Here is a 23,019-nt window from a genome sequence, read left to right as displayed (position 1 = left end):
AATTTTTTTATGAGAGCAAGGAAGCACTGCGCGGAGGACCACAATGTATAAGGAATACATGAGGATCCGAGTACAGCGCTGACACAGCTTTCACGGAAAAAGTGCATTTTTAGAGGTGCCCGAAAGTAGGACACAGGAGGTGCACTATATGTTACTTCTGGATGACATTTTATTATCCCCTGCAAAAGGGGTTATGTGGATTTTTCGCGAAATTCATAAAAAAGCGGTAGAGGAACAAGGTGAAGAGAGTGAACGTATTCGTGATGCACTCGCAGAGCTTTATCGCCAGTTAGAGACCCATCGCATCACTGAGGATGAATTTGATAAACAGGAAGAGTTGTTGCTCAATCGTCTAGATGAATTGGAAGCTGAAGAAGAAAATGAACAAATTGATGACGACGAGCTGCAAAAAACAAATGAGCAAGTAGACTCGGCTCAACAGGCTTTAACTAAAGAGAAGGAAGAAGAGCTGGTTGATTAAGTGTATGGTTTATCCAGCGTGTTCGGAATAAGCGGAGTAGGGAATGGCTCGTTTTCAGACTGAAGCAGAACAGCAGCATATTTCATTATGTGAGGCGTTGGATAGAATTCTAAATAAAGGTGCTGTTGTTGTGGCTGATATTAGTATTTCAGTGGCTAATGTTGATTTAATTTATATTAGTTTACAGGCACTGATTACCTCAGTCGAAACAGGACGTGTCTTTGCAAACCAAACACGAAATGATCATCAGGTAATTTCTGAGAGAACAGGAAGTCAGTATGACGAGGCTATCTGAGTTACCAGGTGATTTTACTTCTGCTCAGCGAGACAGCGTTACACCCAGCCCTGATGTTAAGGTGACGTTGGGAGGAGAACCTTTACAAAATGGTTTAGCACAGCTGGCATTGACGCTGATTAAATTGCTGCATGAATTAATGGAGCAACAAGCCATTCGGCGTATGGATGCGGGGTCGCTAACAGAAGAAGAGATTGAGCGCTTAGGTATGACACTGATGCAACAGCAGGAGGAAATTGATCGATTAAAGCAGGTGTTTAATCTGAATGATGATGACCTCAATTTAGATTTAGGGCCATTAGGTAAGCTTTTCTAATTTTCAAAGGTAGGTAAAATGAGCGGTCAACAATCGCTGACTCATTCAACGGATAGCACAACAGTCGCTGACTTGTTAGAGCGGGTATTGGATAAAGGTTTGGTCATCAGCGGTGATATTCGTATTAAGCTGGTGGATGTCGAATTATTGACCATTGAAATTCGGCTGCTGATTTGTTCCGTGGATAAGGCTGTGGAAATGGGACTGGATTGGTGGCGCGGTAACCCTGTATTTGCCCCTGGAACGCTTGAAAATAAAGATTCCTCGCCACTGGAAAAAAGGCTTGAAAAACTCGAACAGCAACTGGCTAGTCAGTCATCAAATTAAATCGATAATTTGTCACTGCTTCAGTAAAGAAATTTCTTTCAGCCCTGCTAATACCTCCTGACCTCGACCTTCTTTAGGCCAGCCAATAATTTGTTTTTTTAACTCGCCATTATTATAAAAATATAAGGTAGGAGTACCCCAATATGTAATTTCTGGCCAGTCTGAGCTGGAATATGTATATTTAATGTGAATGGGCTTATTTCGTCTATTACTTTTCTGCATTTCTTCTATATTAAAATAGCCATCCACTGGTGTTATCCAGATTGAATGCTTGGCAAAAATATTGAACAGGCTGGGCTGATTACGTAGCCATTCCATAAAATGGCGTGAAAAACCACACATGGGTGAACTTACGACAACCACATAACCACCTTTAGGAAAACTAAAAGTCTCTTGTACCAGTTTTTTGCCATTGTCGGCCAGTCTCAGTAGTGTTCGCTCGTGCGTTTCGAGTAACTCAATACTCGGCGTGATGGGTAGCCCTATATCAGAAAATGTATATTCAAGTTGTCTTGCTTGCTCGAATTGACGCACACTTATATAGGCGCTATGCATTCTTTCAATGGCATCCTTATTTCGATCACCACGCGTTAATTTCTCATCAAAAACAGATCGCATGTAGTCCACGTGATTTTTATTTTCAGTATAAAAAGCAATGGATATCATACTGCGAAAAAGGCTATCCAACGCTTTATTATTTAATGATTTAATCGGTTGGCGGTTCTGAACGCAACGTTCAAATAAACGCTGGTAGTGTATTGATACTGTGGAGGGTGATGACATCATTTCTTGCGTATCAATGATTTTGATGTATTCTGCTATTTTTCCTGCATCAATGTTTTTAGTATCGTTGCAGTTAAACTGTATTTTGGCGGAAGCGGTGTTGGCTATAACGAGTAAAATTAAAGTGGAAATACGCATGTTTTAATCCAGGCTTGTCCGTGCCAATACTTGTAGGTTATCATAAAATGCAAAAGGTTTGAAGCAAAGCAAAGAATAGATAGTTCTACTGAGATTATTTATTCTTTGTCTGTTGCAATCCCATAGTAAAGTAACCACAAAATAAAGCAAAAATAAATTAAAAGCAGCCGTTATTGTGCTTACTTCTTGGCTCAAGACTTGAAATGCTTTCCTAAAATACCATTGTTCAAAGGCTGGATAACGCTCATCGAACACGCCGTGAATCCTTCCCTGGAGGCTTGGTTGCCGCATCCTTGCGGCAAACAGTTTGACGAGCATTATCCAGCCTTTGTCTCCCACCGGCCTACATCGAAATACAACAAGTGTTCATTTGGGCATCCCCCTTTCCTTAAAAAACATCACCCAAAGCAAAATGCTGGCAAAACGACGGATGAGGTTGTTTGCGAAGCAACTGCCGGGAGCAGTGTGAGTGGCAGAGGCCATGGATGGCCTTCTGACACGGGCGGAGTAAATAGCCTTATTCGTCGTGTTTTCCCTCATACCCATCGTGAAGTGCTCTGGACATTCGTTGTCTTCATTTAGTGTTATATTTAATCAAACTTTATCAGCAGTATCTTTCACCTTATAAAGGATTCCGCTGTGCTCATGCGGTACTTAATAAGCGTGATTCTTGTTCTGTTGCTGTAAGTAAAATCATTGCCCGGCGAGGGTTTTTGAGAGGTTATCAAGACATAAAAAAACAGTTTTTACGTTGTGCTATGGCTAGCCAGCATTTAGAAGATAGCAAAAGAAAAGATAAACAACCAAGGAAAAAAGACAATCCTTATTATTGCTGTTTAGATATGCCCGTTGTTGATTGCTGTATTTCGATGGGGGGCGATGGTAATGGATAACGTACGTTGGAATAGTTTGCCGCAAAGATGCGGCAAACAAGCTGCTTGGGAAGAGTTCATGGTGTGTTTTTAGAGGTCACTTCAGTTTATGCTTCGACCTTATGTAGCTTTTCAATTTCGATTGATTTGAGTTTTTGTTCAGTATTTTTAATAAACGCTTTTAAGTGCTCCTGTTTTTCATGCTCTTCCAATAATGCTTCACTCTCCCAAATTTCATAAAATACAAATTGACATGGGTTATTAATATTTTGGTGTAAATCATATTGAATAACACCAGTATCTTGTCTTGATGCTTTAACCAGCTTCAATAGCTCATCTTGGATATAATCTTGGTGTTCTGGTAAAGATTCCACTTTTGCTATGACAATAATATTTTTCATTATTTTCCCTTTATTAGTTGTAATCAAAGGTTAAACATCTGTTTAAAACTATATAATCAATCTATTGGTGTTTGGATTTTGCTGATCTACTTTACTTAACAGTACCCAAAATAACAAATTACGGACGAGATGAAAGATTAACTATTTTTAATAAAGCGACAAGCTTACAAAGGCAACTGACCAAAGTGACTCAATAAGCCCATAAACAGCTGTTTAGCGGGTGAGGGGGTTGATTAACAATTATTAATTATCAGGTAACTTGTAACGTGCTTGCGGAAATTACTTATAAGGAATGGAATCATGATTGGTTATGATTCAATCGAATCTTGTGATGGCGTTCACTGTTTTGTGGCTTCATCACTTGGCGGCCGTCCCTTTGTGCTATGGGGGGGATAAAAACCCTTCGTTATGTATATAGCATAACCAATGGTTGAGTATTAGAAAGCACAAGATTTTTAGTGTGACATTTATTATAGCTTTATCCTTTGAGAAGGATTGAAAATATAAATTTCACTTTGCCGTTAAATCATAGTGTTATTCCTGTCGCGATTGAGTTTGTAACCGTTACCCATACCAAAGCGTTTTAGGGTTTGTTATCTGATGAGTGAAATGAAAGAGATTTGTAGTATTATCAATCAACGATTATTACTTGTGTTAGATGTGGCTTTATACAAAATTCATCATAATCAGCCTATTGAAGATATTCTACAAGAAAAGCGAATACTCGTGCACAGTAAATATGTTGCTTATAAGCACGGATTAAATGAAGAATCATTAGCCAATTTTTTTAATATGTTAATGGTTGCCGCTAAGTTAGTTCAATATAGATATTTTGCACAAACGCTGATTTGTCAGGATGTAGTCGATGTTCAGTTAGTGAGAGATTTAAACGGAAACGTACGTCCAGCATTAAATAAACTGGGACAACAGCTTATTAATTTAATAAAACAAAAGCTTGAAACCAGTGGACCATTTACAGAAAATGAGTGGGACCAATTTATTCGGATGACTTCAAACGACAGTTTATCTGATGCCGAGAAGCGCTATCTTTTTGAAAGTCTGAAACAGATCAGACTGAATGATGAAGAGTAAGTCTGATCGCTGTTTATTTTTATAGGTGTTTAGTGCTATGAAAAAAATTATTTTTTTTATGTCTTTGTTATGTGCAGTTAATGGCTATGGTGATGATTGGTCAATGGTGAAGGAAAGAGGAATACTTCGTGTTGGAACAACGGGAGATTATGCGCCTATTAGCTTTACTAATAATGAAGGTAAGCTCCAAGGGTTTGCTATTGATATGGCTGAGTCATTGGGTAAAGCATTAAGTTTGAAGGTGGTCTTTATAAAAACTTCATGGCCAACGTTATCTCAAGACCTCGAAAATAATAAGTTTGATATTGCTATGGGGGGGATCACTTATACTAAAGAACGTGCTAATGCATTTTTATTGACATCAAAAGTGATCGAAAATGGTAAAATTGCTTTGGTTCGGTGTGAAGATTCTATGCACTATACATCAGAAAAAGTGATTAACAATGCTTCTGTGAAAGTGGTTGTTAATCCTGGTGGAACAAACGAACGATTTGTAAAATCCCGGTTGTTAAATTCAACCGTTATTAATGCAAAAGATAATTTTGTGCCCTTTGGTATGTTACTGAACAAACAAGCGGATGTAATGGTAACAGACTTAATTGAAGGTCGTTATCAAAGTCGCTTGCATCAAAACAAGCTTTGTGTAGCGAATGCGCAACCATTTGTGGGTACAGATAGTTACAAAGTTTATATGGTACAAAAAGATAGCAAAGTGCTATTAACAAAGGTAAATGATTGGTTATCGGCTATGAATATTGATACATTAAAACATAAATGGAAAATAGATCCCTAGCCACTTTTTGCAATCATTTAAAACTTGATTTAACCGTCTGTTAGAGACCATCCCATGAAGATACTGGTTATAGAAGATGATCCAAAAATAGCAGGTAATATTGTTGATTATTTAACAAATGCTGGACATCAAGTTGATTCTGCGGATACGGGACCATCAGGTTTGATTCAGTGTGCTTCTACGCAATACGACTTGTTAATTGTTGATCGTATGTTGCCAGGATTGGACGGGATTGCGCTCATAAAATCAATTCGTCAACAAGAAATTCATACACCCGTTTTGATGGTGACGGCATTGACGGATGTTAATCAACGGGTCGAAGGACTTGAAGTGGGTGCAGATGATTATTTATGTAAACCATTTGCGTTTGCTGAATTATTGGCTCGTGCTGAGGCTTTATATCGTCGTTATAAGACAAATACTGTCGACGAGCCATTTTTGCAAGTACATGATTTGACATTAAATCAGATTACTCATGAGGTTGAGCGTGCGGGTGAGAAGATTCAACTAAAACCGAGAGAGTATCGGTTGCTAGAATATCTGGTCAGAAATGTTAATCAGGTTGTGACCCGCTCAATGCTGCTAGAAAAGGTTTGGGATTACTACTTTGATCCCCAGACTAATATTATTGATGTACATATTAGCCGACTTAGACAAAAAATTGATAAAAACCATAAGGTAAAACTCATTCTTACCATTAGGGGGGCTGGTTATGCCATCAAAGCACCCCGTTAGTTTTATGCGACACTTTCTTTTTCGTCTGCCATTATTTGCCTGTTTGGGTTTATGGTTTGTTATAACGGTGGCCTGGTGTTTATTATATCCACAGGTCAATAATGCTATTCTGGCTGAGTTGGCAGAACGGGTTATGGACCTGGCTGATCCGGTTATTGATGAACTGCTTTACGATAAAAAAAGTAATAAAGTCGTGCGACTTTCCTCTCGTGAGTTCGTTGAGAAATTAGTTGAAAATTTAAATCAATCATTTAATGAAAAATACTTGATTAGTAATATCTATGTTCAGGTTATAGATAACAATAAGCAAGTACTCTATTTTAATCTACATCAGTTTACCTCAAAACCAGTTATTCAGCCCGTATGGAAAGGTTTTGAAATGATTGACGTAGCCGATACGAATTTTTTTGTCTATATATTTAAGCTTTCTGATGGAGGTATTTTTAAAATAGGTACCAATGCGAATGACGCGATTGAGTTTGTAGAACATATAGAAACCTTAATTTATTATATTGTTATCTGTACTTTTATTGTGGCGTTGATACTGGGTATATTTCTACAATATCGTCAGTCAAGAAAGGTTAATGATATACTCCGGTATTGCGATTTAGCGAAAGAGTCTCCGCATATACAGCTTCATTTTGCCATGGCGACTGGGGAATTTAAGCAAGTCTTCCAAAGAATTAATGAATTACTACTATCGGCTAATTCTAAAATCAACGATTTGCAGGATTTTTCGGCTAAAATAGCCCATGACATGCGAAGCCCGTTGACTCGGTTGAGAGGGCAGCTTGAGTTTCTGCTTAATCAAAAAAAGATTGAACATAAAGATATTGAATTACTATTAAGTGAAATTGAACGACTAGAAAAAAACTTTTCATCACTAATGACCATTTCGCAATTGGAATCAAAGTCTTTTGAACAAAGAGACATAAAATTTGATTACCGACAATTGATGGTTGATTTGAAAGAAATGTATCAGCCTGTGTGTGAAGATCATAAGATAAAGTGTCACTGGCAGCTCTGTGATAAACCAGTATGGCAGGCCGGTAATCCCAATTTATGGTTCCAGGCTTTATCTAATCTTATTGATAATGCACTTAAGTTTACCCCAACACGTGGTCGTATAACGATTTCGTTAGATGATCATTATCAACCCACAGTGAGTATCGCTGATAGTGGATCAGGCATTCCAGAGCATGAACGTGAAAATGTGTTCAAACGTTTTTATCGTATGGAAAAGCATTATCGTGTTCAGGGTAGTGGGTTAGGGCTGAGTATGGTAAAAGCAATCTGCAAATACCATAATGCGCAAATTTTGCTAGAAGGGGATCATGGTTTAACAGTGAAAATAAAGTTGGACTCACAGGTTTGATTGTATTGGAATCACGTACTGGTTTGATTTTGATACAAATTTTTAGATATGAGTTTGGATGGCGTATTTGTCTAATGTTTGACAATATGACTGTTACACTGTGTTAGCGTGTTGTATATGTTTTAATGTATATCAAGTATTCCTACCTCAAAAATGCCAAGTTTTTTGTTATGATATCCCCATCGGAAGGGGGACCCTTCACAGATAGTTTTAAGGGGAACCATTAACGTTCTACCTTGCCTGCTGCGACTAGCATGTCTTAAGTATATAGAGTAATAGTGCTTATTTATAAACTTGCTATTGTGTCATAAAGCCCCTCTTTGGCGTCAGTTTTATGGGTATACTTAGTGGTCATTAAGTGTACTTTTTAAGAATAGTCGTATCACAAATGCTGTAATTGACTAGGTATTGCACATGTTTTCTGCTTTAACACGGTCATTCAAAAATGAACGTTCATGGGGAAGTATTCAGTCTAACCTGATTGCAGGCTTAACTGTAGGTGTTATCGCACTCCCATTATCAATGGCATTAGCGATTGCGATTGGAGTGCCGCCACAGCATGGTTTATATACGGCAATCGTTGCCGGTATTATTACTTCACTGACGGGTGGTTCAAAAGTTAATATTTCTGGCCCAACAGCGGCATTTGTAGTGGTGTTATTACCCATAGTACATTCTTATGGTCTAGGCGGGTTACTCGTAAGTGGTTTTATGGCGGGGATCATTTTAGTTTTAATGGGGAGCACGAAATTAGGGCGTCTCATTGAAATTGTACCTTATCCCGTGACGGTTGGTTTTACTGCAGGGATAGGGGTTGTTATCGCAACATTACAGATCAAAGACTTTTTGGGGTTACAGCTTGACTCATTAGAAGGACATTACCTACATAAGTTGGCGCAAATTGGTCAAGCATTACCCAGTGTTCACTGGCAGGAAGCGCTAATTGGTGGAATAACGTTGGCTGTATTAATTGTTTGGCCTAAGTTGAAGTCAAAAATACCTGGGCATTTGGTAGCACTATTTGTGGGAGCTATCTCTGCTTGGCTGCTCAGTCAGTTTACAGCAGCATTTTCTGTTGAAACAGTAGGTACACGTTTTCATTATGTGATTGATGGGCAGATGGGGTTTGGTATTCCTCCTATACTTCCTGCGTTTAATTGGCCTTGGCATTTACCTGCCGCTGATGGTCAACCAATAGGGATAAGCTTTGACTTAGTGCATGAGCTGTTATCTGCAGCATTTACAATTGCAGTATTAGGTGCGTTGGAATCTTTGTTGTGTGCTGTCGTCGCGGATGGTATGTCAGGGAAAAAACATAATCCTAATGATGAGCTGATTGGCCAAGGTATTGGCAATATGATTGCACCATTATTTGGTGGTATTCCTGCCACGGCGGCTATCGCCAGAACAACGGCTAATGTAAAAGCAGGGGGTAGCTCTCCATTGGCATCAGTGGTTCATGGGCTTTTTATTTTAGTGTCTATTTTATCGCTTGCGCCTCTACTGGCTTATATTCCTATGGCATCGATGGCGGCATTATTGCTTATGGTGGCTTGGAACATGAGTGAAGCACGACACTTTATACGGATTGTTCGAATTGCGCCGAGAGATGATATTATCACCTTATTAACGTGCTTTGCCTTGACCGTTTTATTTGATATGACAATCGCCGTCGCTGTAGGGATGTGTTTGGCGGTTATGTTTTTTGTCCGTAAAAGTATGCGTACAGCAGAAGCGAAGCCGTTACTTTTTGAGCATGATCATATTGAAAATCTTACTAAAGAAATATCAATTTACGATATTAATGGACCGTTATTTTTCGGTTCAGCTCAAAAGGCATTAAATAACCTGATGTATATTACACCTGAAGTGAAAGTAGTTATTCTTGATATGACTGAAGTCTCAATGATTGATATGAGTGCAATTGTTGCGATGGAGTCTATTGCGAAGAATTTGTCAGATCACCAGGTTGGTTTAATTATTAATAATTTACAACCTAGAATGATTTTGAAGCTTAGACGTGCTGGTATTCGCACCAAAGAGGGCAGGGTTGCATTTTCTCGTAAAATAGAGGATGCGGTCGAAAAAGCAAAAGGTATGCTGTTACATACTAATACGTAACTATTCGTCGCTGTGGGGTAGCTTCACTGTCTGATTAATTACAATCAGACAGTGATTTTATGGTCTACCGTTCTTCAGGGTTATAGTCACTGCTTAACAATGAGTTGAAAAGGTCTGACTCAGACTCGCGATTCATTGCTGTAGGATTGTAATGTTGGTCAATAAGTGGGTCTTCGCAGTTGAGCAGGGCACGTAATATCTCATAGGCGTCTTCAAAAGTAGGGCTTGTCCCTTTAAATGTTAACTCCCAAGCAACTGCATCGCCCTCTGATGTATCATCTATTGTTGCAGTGAGCTGATAGTCTTCTGTTACTTCATCAAGCTCTTCTTCTCCATTATCAAGTGCATTAGCTTCAGCTTCACTGGCGGATAGATTATGCTCATCTTCAAAAATAGCATCTTCTTCAATAATGCCTTTGCCTTTGGCGATGAGTCGCTGACGAGGAATTTGCTGATCAGGAATATTAAGTTCAGTAAACTGATGACTTTCTAATTCACAATGGTCAAAGCTTAGAAAACGTTTTTGATAGAGAATTTGATCTTGACCTGACATATTACGATTACCTTTTAAGTTATCTATACCTTACGCCAAGGATATAATAGAGCTATTTACGCATAAGCTGTTTTAAATGTCATGGTGAAGTGTCTATATCATTTAGCTAACATGTAATATCGTGATTTTTCTCTAAGTAGTAGCGTAAATAATTAAGTTGATTGTGGGTTAACTCAATACCTGCTTTAGTTCGTCGCCAGATAATATCTTCCAGTGAGTTGGCCCATTCATGGGTTATCAGGTAGTCGACTTCTTTTCCATAAAGTCCTGCGCCAAAATACGGGCCTAGATCTTCGACCTGCTTAATATTGTCTAACAATGTTATGGCGTGCGTACCATAATTAGTACAGTACCGAGTAATAATTGATTTTTCTAACCAAGGATAATTGGCATACATTTTCTCGCAAAATTGCTCAAAGCCGTGAGTAAACTGTCCACCAGGCATTGGTGTATAGGCTGTCCAACTATCAGACATTTTAGGATAGTAGGGACGTAAGTTTTCCATTGCGGCATTGGCCAGCTTACGATAGGTGGTTAGTTTTCCACCAAAAATATTAAGTAAGGGCGCCTTTCCATCTTCATCATCAACGGTAATGGTATAATCGCGGGTGACGGCTGAAGGGTTAGGTGACTCATCATCACACAATGGTCTGACACCGGAATAACTATAGATAATATCCGCTGGAGAGATATGTCGCTTAAAGTGAGTGTTGGTGATGGATATTAAATAATCCACTTCTTGAGCTGAAATCTGGATATCGCGGGGATTACCATGGTACTCAACATCGGTGGTACCAATAAGTGAATAATTATCGAGATAGGGAATAACAAAAATAATACGCTGATCTTCGTTTTGTAGAATATAGGCTTCATCTCCTTCATAGATTTTAGGTACTACGATGTGACTGCCTTTAATGAGTCTTACCCCATATTGTGATTGGGTATGTGTGGTGCCTTTGATAAAGTCAACGACCCATGGTCCAGTGGCATTAACAAGGCCTTTACTGAACACCTGTTGTGTTTGTTGATTAGAATCGGTTAACTCAATATGCCATAAGTCGTTTTCTCGTTTTGCTGAAGTACAACCTGTGTTGTTTTTGATGATAGCGCCATGTTCAGCCGCTGCGAGTACGTTATGGATAACTAATCGAGCATCATCGACCCAGCAGTCTGCATACTCAAATCCTTGTTTGATTTTATCATCTAACGCTGAGTTACCGTTGAATTTTACACCTCGAGATCCGGGTAATGTTTCTCGTTTGCCCAGGTGGTCATATAAAAATAGTCCTGTTCGTATCATCCACGCGGGTCGTAAATGCGGTTGGTGAGGTAAAACAAAGCGCATTGGTTTTACAAGATGCGGCGCTATTTTTAAGAGAACTTCCCTTTCCTGTAATGCTTCTTTTACTAAACGAAACTCGTAGTGTTCTAGATAACGTAATCCACCATGTATTAATTTACTACTTGCTGAGGAAGTGGCTGAAGCAAAGTCTTTTTGTTCACACAGTAATACTTTGAGCCCTCTACCTGCTGCATCAGCAGCTACACCCGCACCATTAATACCGCCACCAACAACAACTAAATCCAAAGGGGTTTCTGGTGAAGTGCCTGTGTTTTGCTGTATTTGAGTCATAGATGCATTCCATGTTAAGCCATATCCATGGTCATTATGGGTTATTCGAATTCGAACATTTATGTTGTATTTTAAACATTAAGTGTCGTATAGCAAGCTTCTTAGGCTTAACATTGAGCAGGGGCTTTAGGGTAAATTTTTGTTAAGGTGTGGTTAACGTATTATGCAAAATAAGCTGTCAGACAATGTGCAGAAAGCTTTCTTTTTTAAGAAAGAAACATGCTGCTAAAAATGAGTAGAAGAGCAACATGTTTGTTAAATAAGAATTTTCGAATACGAAAATCTAGGCTATAACAAGCTCAGTGTCAGCTTGCTCGGTGAGCACCAAGTACTGTTCAGGTGGACAGGTGTTGGTATATAGCCGATCAATTTCACGTAACTGAGCAAGCTTGACTAAGGCATTGCGGCCAAACTTGGATACATCTGTGGCAAGAAATACTTGTCTTGAGTGTTTAATGATTGCTTGTGCTACACGCACTTCCTGATAGTCGTAATCGAGTAACTGTCCTTCCTGGTCGATACCGCTAATACCAATAATGCCATAATCCACAGTAAACTGGCTGATAAAGTCTACGGTTGCCTGGCCGATTATACCTCCATCACGATTTCGCACCTGTCCCCCACTGAGTAAAATATTAAAATCCTCTTTATTTTTTAAAATGCTGGCGACATGAAGGTTATTGGTAATAACGGTGAGCCCCTGATGTTGTAATAGTGCTTCTGCAATAGCTTCAGTGGTGGTGCCAATGTTAATAAATAACGAACTGTTATTGGGAATATCTTTAGCCACACGCTGCGCAATTTTTTGTTTAGCAGACAACTGCATTATTTTTCGTTGTGCATAAGCTGTATTCGTTATGCTTGAAGTTGGAATGCCTGCTCCGCCATGGTATCGCTTTAACTGACATGTTTCTGCAAGCTGATTAAGATCTCTGCGAATTGTCTGAGGGGTTACTGTGAAGCGTTGTACTAGTTCATCAATACTGACAAATCCCTTCTGTTGAACCAGTTGCAGAATTTGCTCATGACGGTGTGTTTGGCTCATATATGCTGAAATCTATTGCCTGGCTAAAATATAATATGTTCGTTTTCGAAAATGTACTATACCATAAACCTTCAGTGAGCGTGAATGCCTTATAGTTAGCTCAACAGTGCAGGTGGTAACTTAAATCGTATTAATCGACCCTCGTTTAATATTGCAGGCTTGTTAAAATTTTCAAAAAAAACTTAACACGCTGTCATTTTCGTTTCACCATACACATAGCGAACTACACACTTGGGAGTCGCTGATGATGCCTTAAGGAGTGGTTATTTATTGACCAAAAGACTGCTCTTGAAGGGTATAATAACAACAAAAAGGAGTAATTATGGCCGGCTATATAATGGCTATCGACCAAGGAACAACAAGTTCCAGAGCAATTATTTTTAACCACCAAGGTGTACCAGTACAACAGCATCAGCAGGAAATTACCCAATTTTACCCTCAAGATGGTTGGGTTGAGCATGATCCTGAGGAAATTTGGCAAAGTGTACTGGCGACTTGTCGTGGTGCATTGGCGCTAGCTAAATTAAACGCTGAAGATATCACCGCAATTGGAATTACTAATCAACGGGAAACAACCGTTGTTTGGGATCGTGATACTGGCTTGCCTATTCATAAGGCAATTGTTTGGCAAGATCGTCGTACCGCTAATTATTGCGAGCAATTAAAACAGCAAGGTCAGGAAGAACGTGTTTCTGCTAAAACGGGACTATTGATTGATCCCTATTTTTCTGCAACCAAAATACGATGGTTGTTAGAGAATGTTGAAGGTGCTCGCGAAAAAGCAGAGCAGGGTAAGCTGGCTTTTGGCACAATTGATACTTTTTTACTCTGGCGGTTAACGGGTGGCGCGAGTCATAAGACAGATGCTACCAATGCCTCTCGAACAATGTTGTTTAATATCCATACTCAACGATGGGACCAGGAATTACTTCAACTATTTAATATTCCAGCACAGATGTTGCCTGAAGTAATGGACTGTAGTGCGGATTTTGGTGAGTGTGACCGTTCATTATTTGGCGCAACGATACCTGTGACGGCTATTGCAGGGGACCAGCAGGCTGCACTTTTTGGGCAGGCATGTTTCCATTCTGGTATGGCAAAAAGTACCTATGGCACAGGCTGCTTTCTTATCCAAAACACAGGAAATCAGGCTGTTAAGTCTAAGCATCGGTTATTAACAACGGTAGGGTATAGGCTTAATGGGGAAGTTACCTATGCCATTGAAGGCAGTATATTTATAGCGGGTGCAGCCATTCAATGGCTACGCGACGGTATTCGTTTAATTCCTCATGCGAGCGTAACAGAAGCTTTAGCGAAAGAAGCCGAGGAAAGCCATGGTGTATTTATGGTACCTGCATTTACTGGATTGGGAGCACCATACTGGGATCCAAATGCACGCGGTGCGATTATGGGGCTGACACGGGATACAGGTATAGCTGAAATTGTCGCAGCAGGATTACAGTCGGTATGTTATCAAACCAGGGATTTACTAGAAGCAATGACGGCTGATGGTGCAGAAAAACCATCCGCTATTCGTGTTGATGGTGGCATGGTTGTGAATAATTGGTTAATGCAGTTTTTAGCCAATATTTTAGATGTACAAGTGGACCGCGCGGCTGTTCCAGAAACTACGGCTTTAGGCGTAGCATATTTAGCTGGATTGTACACAGGTTTATTCAAGGATCTTGAGCAGCTTGAGTCGTTATGGCGAACTGATAAAGCATTTGAAGTACAAATGCAGAGAGAGCGCCGAGAAGAGCTTTATAAAGGCTGGTTAGATGCCGTTGAGCGTGTAAAAACACCTGCGCTAAAATGAGAATAGCTTTTTACGCTTATCAATTTATACCCAAAACGAAGGGTTTTTATACCCCTAGGGTACAAGGGTGCGGCCGTCAAGCGATGAAGCCCCCGGAGCTTATATTAATAAGTGACTGGGGTGAGGAGTGCTGACAACAAACCCTAAAAATGATTCGTGAAGGGTATATATGCATAAAAATGAGTTAGCGGGTATTATAAGTAAAATGCTGTATAAATTGTTTTATGAGTGTATATACTCATACTGAAGAGTGTTTTGAGGCTGGGCTACCAGCCTTTTTTATTTCGGGTTAAGAGGTACCGAATAATGAATTTAAAACCAATAATTTCTGTCATTTTTAGTAGACAGTTAAACGCTAGGTTTTTACCGTTGATAAATAAGCTAATTATAGCAACACTGTTTTTGTTATTAGTCGGTTGTACTGAACAAAATAGTCAGCCTGCTTTTCCTAATAATGCAAAAGGTAAGCATGTACAGTCGTTTTCTCAGGCTAAGCGAATATTAAAAGACGTTTATCATGATAATACCTATTCACTGTACTGTAACTGTCGCTATCTTCAGCGCGGAAAAAAATTAATACCTGACTTGAACAGTTGTGGTTATCAGGCACGTAAAAATGCTAAGCGGGCTGCACGTATTGAGTGGGAACATATAATGCCTGCATCGTATTTTGGGCAGAGAATGAGCTGTTGGCAGCAGGGGGGACGGAAAAACTGCCGACGAGAAAGTGAGCTGTTTCGCCGTATGGAGGCAGACTTACATAACCTGGCGCCTGCGATAGGTGAAATTAATGGTGATCGATCTAATTTCGGCTTTGGTAACATTCGAGGTGAACCTCGTCGCTACGGGCAATGTGATATGGAAATTGATTTTAAAAAGGATCTTGCAGAGCCGCCTGTGCGTGTTCGTGGGGATATTGCTCGGGTGTATCTGTATATGGCTCGTAAATATCATATATCACTAAGTAAAAACGAGCAGGAGCAGTTCATTCAGTGGGCCAAGCGTGACCCAGTAAGTCGATGGGAACGTGAAAAAGCAAAACGAGTAGCACGCTTTCAGGATGGTCCAACCCCTGTTGATAAACAATAGTCAACAGAACGTTTTTTGAATATGTTGTGAACCCTCTGGACAATCGTATATGATTTTACCGTTGCAAAAGCCACTTTTTAAATTACCTTTGTCCAAAGTCAGCATAACACTCATCGAACACGCCGTGAATCCATCCCTGGAGGCTTGGTTGCCGCGTCCTGCGGCAAACAGTTCGATGTGCGTTATCCTGCTTTTGTTTGCCGCAAAAAAAGTATTACTGGGAAATACCACAGGTGAGCCTTTAATTGAGATTGAGATATAGCAAAAAGTGGTTTTGCAATGCTTGAAGTTGCTTGAAAAACAGGAGTAGGGAGCGCCATTAGACTAGACTTTCCTGTTTGTTGTCGACGGCCGATAAGAAATAATATTCTAAATTATGTAGTCTAATAAATACGACTAAAGTCTTATATGATGAGTTTACTGGATCACTTAGTATTTGCTTCCCAATATATTAAGTAAGGAAGTAGATAATGAAAAATAAAGTAGCTGCAGTATTGAGCTTAAGCCTCAGTTTAGTCGCTGGGCAGGCATTCAGTGCAAATGAAAGAACATTTAGCTGGTATTCAGCTAGTCTTGGCAATCAGTTGGAGATAAATTCAACATTTGGTTGTATTGATAAAAAAATGATGTATGAAAAGCATATTATTAAGGCTATGGGTGATCTTGGAGAGTGGTCTTTTAGCGATGGTGTGTATTTATTTCAATTTTATCCAGAAAATAATGCCTACAATAACAACTTACCAGTTCATCATGTAGACACTAAGCTGGTTCATGATACTTATGGTAAGACTACTAACGCATTAGGCAAGCCAATCACAACGACAATCTATAAACTACGTCCATACTCTGTTATTGGTGGTATACGTGATAATAATCAAGCCAAGATAGATTATGCTCGCGAGAGAGGGGGGGCAGAAAGTTGGGGTATTTTTCACCAAATATCTTTGGATTTGAAATGTGGTAATTTGTAAAAATTAATAGTAGCAGCATAATCGCTACCTTCTTGTCCCTTCTAACTTCCTTTGAGGGGGGGGCATTAAATTCTGAGTTTTCATTTGTTTCCTCTAACGGCATGCTAAGAAGGGGGAGATCAAAAAATAGCCGATTCGCAGGGTTGTCGGCTATTTTGGTGGATTGCGCGATCAAGAATATTGTTGGTTAGATACTAGCTCTTACCCAATTATATTTTTATTCATTGCACTCTACTAAGTACATTTTTGCACCAACTTCAATATCACCTTTTTTAATTGAGGGATCTACTGAGAATGGTGCATGATTCATTGGCTTACCGCGATTAATCATTTCCAAGCCTTGCAAGGTAGCTGTAACAATACTGCCGCTGGGATTATTAAACTGCAGCTTTGCACCAACACGCACTGAAGGCTCGAAATCATAAGGGATGCCAGGAACCACAACGCAGCCTCTACCACTCTAGCATAATAAGTGGAAAAGGCTGTCATGACGAGTCAAACTTTTCGACAGAGCCACAAAATATTTTATAGCCTTTTTATAACTCATCTAATTCAATATATAGGGATTTTAAAGTGCTATGGTGTTAAATAGCCTTAAATAATTTTTGATAATAGCACTGCTAACACTATAGTTAATGATGTTTACCTAATTTTAATTGCCATATTAGAATAAAGTTATTGAGCTATTATTAACGATTGGTAGAAAGAAATGTCGCCAGCCATAGCTAGTTTTTGCATTATATTTTTAAGCTTAGTATCAGTAGCTACTTTCAGCGCTGAAAGTAAAAATCTAATTATTGCAACAGGTGACTATCCACCCTGGACGTCTGAAGAAAGTAAGGGAAATGGCTTTGTTAATCATGTCATTACGGCAGCCTTTGCACGCCAAGGCTATATGGTTTACTACCATTTTTTACCATGGGCAAGAAGTTATAGTGACACTGAAAGAGGCGAGTTTTCTGCACTTTCGTACTGGGCTTGCTCAGAGAAAGTTCAAAGATCATTTTACTGTAGTGATCCTATGCACACAGAATCTTATGTGTTCTTTCATGAAAAGACGAAAGCTTTTCCTAACTGGCAGAAGTTATCTGATTTAAAAACGCTTCGAATTGGTGCAACCCGAGGGTATACCTATACAAAGGCATTCTGGCAAGCCCATCAAGATAAAACACTCAATATTATTGTTAATAATGATGATGAAACGAGCTTTAGGATGCTGCTTAAAGGTCGTTTAGATACAGTAATTGTGTCATCAATCACTGGTTTTTTAATACTTAATACAAAATTTAGCCCAACAATCGCTCAAACCATAACGTTTAATAAGCCACTTGTCGAAAATACAGCACACCTATTATTTCCTAAAAGTAAAAAAAATTCGCAGCGCATTTTAAAGGAATTTAATCAAGGGTTGTCAATAATTAAAGAAGATGGAACTTATGATCACTATTTCGATGATCTTATTACAGGTAAGTATTAACGAAAAATTTGTTTTCATCGTGTCCCTTCTGCAAGCGTCCGAGTCAAAAGATTTGATGTTTATCGAGAGGACATGCTTTTATAGCCGTTAGTGCCCTTAATACTCCTTCCTTCCCCCGAATCCGCCCCCTCGAAAAAATTTCCGGTAATCGCAGTTATCGGAAATTTTTGTGGCTGAAATGTTGCAAAATGGCCGATATCACGGAGCAAGAAGACTCAGTTGATATTTAGCTAAGTCTGAGCTAAGCTAATTGTATTATCAATAGTGAGATATGAATGATGGATGTCATCTCAATGCACCAGGCTAAAAGCTCTTTGTCCCAACTCGTTGCACGAGCAGAGAAAGGGGAAACTATCCTTATTGGAGCCTATGGCAAGGTACAAGCTAAGATCGTTGCTAAGGACTACAGCGATGCTCCTAAAAAGAAAATTGGTGTGTTAGCGGGTAAGCTTCACATACCCGAAGACTTTGATCAGTCTCTCTCTGACGATGTTCTGGCAGAGTTTGAGGGTAAAGAATGAGAATACTGTTAGATACTCATATTGCCCTTTGGGTTTTTGCGGGTGATAAGCGCATTAACTCAGTCAGTAATGTGATTCTATCCAATGAGACAGAGATTTATATAAGTGCTGCATCTTGGTGGGAGTTTGCCATAAAGATAGGACTAGGCAAGCTTGAAGCCGATTTAAAAGAGTTACGCTGGGCTGCAAGGGAAAGTGGATTTATAGAGCTAGCCGTTAAGGGAGAGCATACAGAAGCTCTTCTACAACTGCCTCCTATCCATAAAGATCCATTTGATAGGTTGCTGGTTGCTCAAGCTATTACTGAACCAATGAAGTTGATGACAGCTAATAATAAACTAGATGACTATAGCGAGCTGATTTGGAAAATATAATCTAGTTGACTTATTTTACCTGACCACAAATACATAGCCGATATGCAGGGTTGCCGGCTATTTTGGTGGAGTGAACGCTAAAAAATATGGTTGACTATACACTAATTCTTACCAGATAAGCAGTTGTTATTAAAAAACAATATTGATTCTATTCAATGAAATATTCTCTTTGAATTTTATCAAAGACACCATTCTTTTTAATGGTACGTAACCCATCTTGAAACTTGCGCACCAATGCAATATCAGATGTTTTACTAAAGGCCATATATAGATCATCAGATAGTTCTTCCAATCGATAGATCCGTTCAAACTTAGATATATCCAAACCTTTTTGATTAACCTTGTATACAAAAGATGCCTCGTCATATGCAATTACATCTACTCGTCCATGTAGAAGTTTTTGAAGATTTTGAGCATCATTTGATACTTGATCTAAGAGGATGAATCCCTTTTTTTGAAGATATATGGTGATTACATCAGCAAAAGAGCAACCAATGGTATACTTTTTTGCTTCCTCTAAGGAGTTTATTTTAATATCTTTCCTGGATTTCAACTTATATAAGGAAGTTTTGTATGGAGCAATGGTTCCCACCCAATAAAACAAATGCTCACGCTCAGGAATTCTTGCAATGGAATATATTAAATGATTCTTAAGAGTGGTTGCATATAAATATGCTCTTGCCCAAGGATAAAACTTAATTTCAGCTTTAATATTTATTTCTTTGAGGACCGCCATAACGATTTGAGAAGAAAGGCCTTTAATAGTATTGTCCTCCACGTAATTATAAGGAGGGAAATCTTCAGTTACAATTGTAACCTCTTGGCAATATGCAGACGCTGATAAAATAGAAAAAAGGGCTATAATTATCAATTGTTTCAATGAGTTTGCCTTTCTTGCTAACTATTAATGAAGGTCACCCTTACACAAACCATAACATCATTGTAGGCCTTATGGTTACTTGCATCCAGCGAAGTATACAGGTTAGTAGTAGCTTAGGGTATTACTATACAAGATTGTTTCTAGATAGCTTAGCGCTTATTATGAAATTAGAACGCTCATTAATAATTTAATGAAGTTTTTGTTATGAGCAAAGAATATACTTTCAATTTACCTATAAAGGGACACTCTAGTGATAGAGTATTAGAAAGATATACGGTGGTCTATCATATTATTTTACTAATTAGTAATGTCAAAATTAATTTTCTTATTTATTTAAATAATTATCACTTTTTTATCTTCATGTTTACTACGATTGCTATTACTCCTACCCCCTCTGACTATCAAAGCCACCCTTTTAATTTAAGCATGAGCTAAACCATTAAACACTTTATCCTTCTTCAATTAATGCTTAAACTACTGTTAAAATAACAGGCTACTTTGGACGTCAGTTGAAATCTATTATGGTCATTTCCCCGTTATCTGATAGTCGTTATCGACATTTATTTTCTGCGCAGGTTATTGCCCTGTTTGGAACAGGCTTAACAACTGTAGCTCTAGCATTATTGGCTCATGATCTAGCGGGAGGTGAGGCTGGTAAAGTGTTGGGTTTTGCTTTAGCTCTAAAAATGGTTGCTTATGTTGTTATTTCCCCATTTATAAGTGCGTTCATTCAACATTTACCTCGTCGCACAGTATTGGTCTTACTTGATGTGCTTAGAGCGGCTGTAGTTCTAGTTTTGCCTTGGGTTACAGAAGTTTGGCAAATCTATCTATTGGTTTTTTTACTCAATGTTTTTTCGGCTGGGTTTACACCCGTTTTCCAGGCAACGATTCCAGATATTATTAAAAATAAGGATCAATATACAAAGGCTCTTTCGCTTTCTCGTTTAGCTTATGATTTAGAAAATTTACTTAGCCCTATGGCAGCAGCAGCACTGATCGCACTGATGAACTTCAATATGCTGTTTCTGTTAAACACTGCCGCATTTTTAATATCTGCAGCATTGGTAGTAACTGTTATTTTACCAAACAAAGCGCAACACAGTGGGGATGTAAGCTTTTGGGTCAGAGCGAGCCAAGGCATTAAAATTTATCTTAAAACACCTCGGCTCAGAGGCTTATTGGTTTTGTGTATGGTGGTGGCGGCTGCTGGAGCTATGCAAATAGTGAATACTGTTGTCTATGTTCGTACTGAACTCGGTCTTGGGGAGTCTTGGGTTGCACTAGCTTTTGCTGCTGTGGGAGGTGGCTCAATGTTGGCTGCCTTTTCTATACCTTTTATTTTAAGAAAGCTGACAGAACGCCACACTATGCTGATTGGTGGAGGGATAATAAGTATTAGCGTGCTACTTGGCTTAATGCAGCCTGAAGTAAGTATGCTTTTGGTTCTTTGGTGGCTTATTGGTGTGGGGACATCCATGATTTTGACGCCTGTAGGGCAGCTGCTAACACACTCATGCCAAGAAGTTGATCGCCCTGCTGTATTTGCAGCCCAATTTTCATTATCTCATGCTTGCTGGTTAATAGCTTACCCTTTAGCTGGGTGGTTGGGCGCTCAGTTTGGTATGCCTACGGCTTTTGGTGTACTTGGCTTAATTGCACTCTTTTCGGTAACTATGGCTGCGCTAATTTGGCCTACACATGATCAATACAAGCTTGAGCATACTCATGAAGCTCTTCAGCATAACCATTGGCATATTCATGATGAACATCATCAGCATGAGCATGAGGGCTGGGAAGGTCCAGAGCCTCATAGCCATCCACACAGGCATACGGCATTAAAACATGTTCACCCCTTTGTGATTGATGATCATCATCCAAGGTGGCCATAATATAAAAAACGGTGAGTAATACTTCGTATCATTCACCGTTAATATTTATTAGCTCTTATGTTTTTGTAAGATAATTAAAATTCACCAGTGTAATTAGCTGTAATCACATTACCTAATTCGTCAAGAAAAACATAAAGTGTCTTATTTGTAGGATTAGCCGCATTAGGATCATCATATTTTACAACCCAAAATTTGCCACCTTCTACCTCCTTTTGAGAGACACTACCGTCTTTAATTTTTTGCCATGAATCAGCCACTTGTTTTGTACTTACAAGTTGGGCTTTAACCATGTCAGCACGCTCTGAGGCTTGCGTTTCTGTGATAGGTGTTCCAAACCCATGATTTGAGTGTGCATGAGCAGGGCTTGTTAATACAGCAGATAGCATTGCTATACAAAGTAAACGTAATACAGACATAAAACTCTCCACTTATGTGTGATTAATGGGAATTAATTAGGGACGATACAAGGTTTTATAGAAACCACTGGTTTTTACTGTAACGGTGACGGGCTTAGATCCACTATTTTGCCAATACCAACCGTGGGTGCCGTCAAAAGGCGCTTCAAAAGAGCCACTCGCCTTTGATTGATCTCGACCTATCCAATAACTCGTAAACTCATCACCCGCATTAACGCGCTCTCCATGCATATCAACATTTACCTTTCCACCTTCAACTTGCCAGTTAAAGACAAAACGCTCTCCAGCAACCATTTTGGCTTTGATTTCAGCGCCTTCATTAGGTCCAAGTGTGACTGACATCGTGTCATTACGTGGAGCAAAATTGCTTTTCCAGACACTACTCACGGGTGTAAGTAAAGTTGATGATGTTTCAGGATTACTTGCAGATGAGGCATGAGAAGGATTTAAGGCAGTTAACCCTAATTGCTTACCAATACCTGTTGGATCTAGGCCATACTCTGCTGGTAATACTGTGGTAATGAGCAATAGTATTCCCACAACAAAGGCAACGACTGTAGCTTTTAAATAGTATTCCCACAACAAAGGCAACGACTGTAGCTTTTAACAAGCTCTTATGAGAT

29 protein-coding genes are annotated in these 23,019 nt (G+C 39.2%); 19 read left to right on the top strand and 10 right to left on the bottom strand.

Features of this window, described 5'->3' with window-relative positions:
* The first annotated feature begins 148 nt into the window (after positions 1-148).
* From ACQ96U_RS09680 to ACQ96U_RS09665, 4 genes are read left to right on the top strand one after another with little or no spacing between them, the layout of a single operon-like run.
* The gene (locus ACQ96U_RS09680; protein ID WP_431721041.1) at positions 149-481 is read left to right on the top strand and encodes a gas vesicle protein GvpG; all 333 of its coding nucleotides are present in this window, start codon (positions 149-151) and stop codon (positions 479-481) included.
* Between the two features lie 43 nt (positions 482-524).
* Positions 525-776: a gas vesicle protein gene (locus ACQ96U_RS09675; RefSeq protein ID WP_431721040.1), complete on the top strand. Its 252-nt coding sequence runs from the start codon at positions 525-527 to the stop codon at positions 774-776.
* Positions 760-1,092: a gas vesicle protein K gene (locus ACQ96U_RS09670; protein ID WP_431721039.1), complete on the top strand. Its 333-nt coding sequence runs from the start codon at positions 760-762 to the stop codon at positions 1,090-1,092. Before ACQ96U_RS09675 ends, ACQ96U_RS09670 begins: the two co-directional genes overlap by 17 nt.
* A gap of 18 nt (positions 1,093-1,110) precedes the next feature.
* Positions 1,111-1,419: a gas vesicle protein gene (locus ACQ96U_RS09665; protein WP_431721038.1), complete on the top strand. Its 309-nt coding sequence runs from the start codon at positions 1,111-1,113 to the stop codon at positions 1,417-1,419.
* 12 nt (positions 1,420-1,431) lie between these two features.
* On the opposite strand, the gene ACQ96U_RS09660 is transcribed toward ACQ96U_RS09665, so the two are convergent.
* Both ACQ96U_RS09660 and ACQ96U_RS09655 read right to left on the bottom strand, forming a co-directional pair.
* Positions 1,432-2,340: a hypothetical protein gene (locus ACQ96U_RS09660; protein WP_431721037.1), complete on the bottom strand. Its 909-nt coding sequence runs from the start codon at positions 2,338-2,340 to the stop codon at positions 1,432-1,434.
* A 3-nt stretch (positions 2,341-2,343) separates the two neighbouring features.
* Entirely contained in the window at positions 2,344-2,595 is a 252-nt protein-coding gene (locus ACQ96U_RS09655; RefSeq protein ID WP_431721036.1) for a hypothetical protein, read from the bottom strand.
* Between the two features lie 3 nt (positions 2,596-2,598).
* Between ACQ96U_RS09655 and ACQ96U_RS09650 the strand changes: the two genes are divergently transcribed.
* Together ACQ96U_RS09650 and yidD are read left to right on the top strand one after the other, a co-directional pair.
* Positions 2,599-2,922, top strand: a complete 324-nt coding sequence (locus ACQ96U_RS09650) for a hypothetical protein (RefSeq protein ID WP_431721035.1) — start codon at positions 2,599-2,601, stop codon at positions 2,920-2,922.
* Entirely contained in the window at positions 2,922-3,233 is a 312-nt protein-coding gene (gene yidD, locus ACQ96U_RS09645; RefSeq protein WP_431721034.1) for a membrane protein insertion efficiency factor YidD, read from the top strand. Before ACQ96U_RS09650 ends, yidD begins: the two co-directional genes overlap by 1 nt.
* Before the next feature lie 86 nt (positions 3,234-3,319).
* On the opposite strand, the gene ACQ96U_RS09640 is transcribed toward yidD, so the two are convergent.
* Positions 3,320-3,613 carry a putative quinol monooxygenase gene (locus tag ACQ96U_RS09640; RefSeq protein WP_431721033.1) on the bottom strand — a complete coding sequence of 98 codons (294 nt, stop codon included), beginning with the start codon at positions 3,611-3,613 and terminating at the stop codon, positions 3,320-3,322.
* 600 nt (positions 3,614-4,213) lie between these two features.
* On the opposite strand from ACQ96U_RS09640, the gene aroQ reads away from it, so the two are divergent.
* The 5 genes from aroQ to dauA all read left to right on the top strand — a co-directional run bounded on the left by aroQ (position 4,214) and on the right by dauA (position 9,729).
* Positions 4,214-4,705, top strand: a complete 492-nt coding sequence (gene aroQ, locus ACQ96U_RS09635; RefSeq protein ID WP_431721032.1) for a gamma subclass chorismate mutase AroQ — start codon at positions 4,214-4,216, stop codon at positions 4,703-4,705.
* A gap of 37 nt (positions 4,706-4,742) precedes the next feature.
* A complete protein-coding gene (locus tag ACQ96U_RS09630) occupies positions 4,743-5,498 on the top strand; it encodes a transporter substrate-binding domain-containing protein (RefSeq protein ID WP_431721031.1) in 756 nt (251 codons plus the stop codon).
* Between the two features lie 54 nt (positions 5,499-5,552).
* Positions 5,553-6,233, top strand: a complete 681-nt coding sequence (locus tag ACQ96U_RS09625; RefSeq protein ID WP_431721030.1) for a response regulator transcription factor — start codon at positions 5,553-5,555, stop codon at positions 6,231-6,233.
* The gene (locus ACQ96U_RS09620; RefSeq protein WP_431721029.1) at positions 6,211-7,608 is read left to right on the top strand and encodes a sensor histidine kinase; all 1,398 of its coding nucleotides are present in this window, start codon (positions 6,211-6,213) and stop codon (positions 7,606-7,608) included. The genes ACQ96U_RS09625 and ACQ96U_RS09620 overlap by 23 nt, the downstream gene beginning before the upstream one ends.
* A gap of 414 nt (positions 7,609-8,022) precedes the next feature.
* On the top strand, positions 8,023-9,729 hold the full coding sequence (gene dauA, locus ACQ96U_RS09615; protein ID WP_431721028.1) for a C4-dicarboxylic acid transporter DauA: 1,707 nt from the start codon (positions 8,023-8,025) through the stop codon (positions 9,727-9,729).
* A gap of 64 nt (positions 9,730-9,793) precedes the next feature.
* On the opposite strand, the gene ACQ96U_RS09610 is transcribed toward dauA, so the two are convergent.
* The 3 genes from ACQ96U_RS09610 to ACQ96U_RS09600 form a co-directional block, all read right to left on the bottom strand.
* Positions 9,794-10,282 carry a hypothetical protein gene (locus tag ACQ96U_RS09610; RefSeq protein WP_431721027.1) on the bottom strand — a complete coding sequence of 163 codons (489 nt, stop codon included), beginning with the start codon at positions 10,280-10,282 and terminating at the stop codon, positions 9,794-9,796.
* A 106-nt stretch (positions 10,283-10,388) separates the two neighbouring features.
* Positions 10,389-11,915, bottom strand: a complete 1,527-nt coding sequence (glpD, locus tag ACQ96U_RS09605; RefSeq protein ID WP_431721026.1) for a glycerol-3-phosphate dehydrogenase — start codon at positions 11,913-11,915, stop codon at positions 10,389-10,391.
* Positions 11,916-12,198: 283 nt separating this feature from the next.
* On the bottom strand, positions 12,199-12,960 hold the full coding sequence (locus tag ACQ96U_RS09600) for a DeoR/GlpR family transcriptional regulator (protein WP_431721025.1): 762 nt from the start codon (positions 12,958-12,960) through the stop codon (positions 12,199-12,201).
* 322 nt (positions 12,961-13,282) lie between these two features.
* Here ACQ96U_RS09600 and glpK point away from each other — a divergent pair, with 322 nt between their 5' ends.
* The 4 genes from glpK to ACQ96U_RS09580 all read left to right on the top strand — a co-directional run bounded on the left by glpK (position 13,283) and on the right by ACQ96U_RS09580 (position 16,836).
* On the top strand, positions 13,283-14,776 hold the full coding sequence (glpK, locus tag ACQ96U_RS09595; RefSeq protein WP_431721024.1) for a glycerol kinase GlpK: 1,494 nt from the start codon (positions 13,283-13,285) through the stop codon (positions 14,774-14,776).
* 306 nt (positions 14,777-15,082) lie between these two features.
* Positions 15,083-15,865 (top strand): endonuclease, encoded by a 783-nt coding sequence (locus ACQ96U_RS09590; RefSeq protein ID WP_431721023.1) that lies wholly within the window; start codon positions 15,083-15,085, stop codon positions 15,863-15,865.
* Positions 15,866-15,914: 49 nt separating this feature from the next.
* Complete coding sequence (locus ACQ96U_RS09585) at positions 15,915-16,127, top strand: hypothetical protein (protein ID WP_431721022.1); 213 nt, start codon at positions 15,915-15,917, stop codon at positions 16,125-16,127.
* A gap of 208 nt (positions 16,128-16,335) precedes the next feature.
* On the top strand, positions 16,336-16,836 hold the full coding sequence (locus ACQ96U_RS09580) for a hypothetical protein (RefSeq protein ID WP_431721021.1): 501 nt from the start codon (positions 16,336-16,338) through the stop codon (positions 16,834-16,836).
* Between the two features lie 217 nt (positions 16,837-17,053).
* Here ACQ96U_RS09580 and ACQ96U_RS09575 read toward each other — a convergent pair whose 3' ends face one another.
* Entirely contained in the window at positions 17,054-17,278 is a 225-nt protein-coding gene (locus tag ACQ96U_RS09575; protein ID WP_431721020.1) for a hypothetical protein, read from the bottom strand.
* Between the two features lie 267 nt (positions 17,279-17,545).
* Here ACQ96U_RS09575 and ACQ96U_RS09570 point away from each other — a divergent pair, with 267 nt between their 5' ends.
* From ACQ96U_RS09570 to ACQ96U_RS09560, 3 genes are all read left to right on the top strand, one after another.
* On the top strand, positions 17,546-18,313 hold the full coding sequence (locus ACQ96U_RS09570; protein WP_431721019.1) for a substrate-binding periplasmic protein: 768 nt from the start codon (positions 17,546-17,548) through the stop codon (positions 18,311-18,313).
* Positions 18,314-18,588: 275 nt separating this feature from the next.
* Complete coding sequence (locus ACQ96U_RS09565) at positions 18,589-18,834, top strand: type II toxin-antitoxin system Phd/YefM family antitoxin (RefSeq protein ID WP_431721018.1); 246 nt, start codon at positions 18,589-18,591, stop codon at positions 18,832-18,834.
* Positions 18,831-19,208, top strand: coding sequence for a type II toxin-antitoxin system VapC family toxin (locus tag ACQ96U_RS09560; RefSeq protein ID WP_431721017.1), 378 nt, complete (start codon positions 18,831-18,833; stop codon positions 19,206-19,208). The genes ACQ96U_RS09565 and ACQ96U_RS09560 overlap by 4 nt, the downstream gene beginning before the upstream one ends.
* 148 nt (positions 19,209-19,356) lie before the next feature.
* Here ACQ96U_RS09560 and ACQ96U_RS09555 read toward each other — a convergent pair whose 3' ends face one another.
* Positions 19,357-20,088: a substrate-binding periplasmic protein gene (locus tag ACQ96U_RS09555; protein ID WP_431721016.1), complete on the bottom strand. Its 732-nt coding sequence runs from the start codon at positions 20,086-20,088 to the stop codon at positions 19,357-19,359.
* A 521-nt stretch (positions 20,089-20,609) separates the two neighbouring features.
* Here ACQ96U_RS09555 and ACQ96U_RS09550 point away from each other — a divergent pair.
* A complete protein-coding gene (locus ACQ96U_RS09550; RefSeq protein WP_431721015.1) occupies positions 20,610-21,980 on the top strand; it encodes an MFS transporter in 1,371 nt (456 codons plus the stop codon).
* Between the two features lie 74 nt (positions 21,981-22,054).
* Here the strand turns inward: ACQ96U_RS09550 and ACQ96U_RS09545 are convergent, their stop codons facing one another.
* On the bottom strand, positions 22,055-22,396 hold the full coding sequence (locus ACQ96U_RS09545; RefSeq protein ID WP_431721014.1) for a DUF6488 family protein: 342 nt from the start codon (positions 22,394-22,396) through the stop codon (positions 22,055-22,057).
* Positions 22,397-22,432: 36 nt separating this feature from the next.
* Positions 22,433-22,987 (bottom strand): hypothetical protein, encoded by a 555-nt coding sequence (locus ACQ96U_RS09540; protein ID WP_431721013.1) that lies wholly within the window; start codon positions 22,985-22,987, stop codon positions 22,433-22,435.
* Positions 22,988-23,019 lie beyond the last annotated feature (32 nt).

Origin of the sequence: Zooshikella sp. RANM57 (genome assembly GCF_050749885.1) — a bacterium.
GTDB lineage: Bacteria > Pseudomonadota > Gammaproteobacteria > Pseudomonadales > Zooshikellaceae > Zooshikella.
The sequence above is the reverse complement of the archived record's forward strand: the minus strand, read 5'-3'. Positions and strand labels throughout refer to the sequence as shown.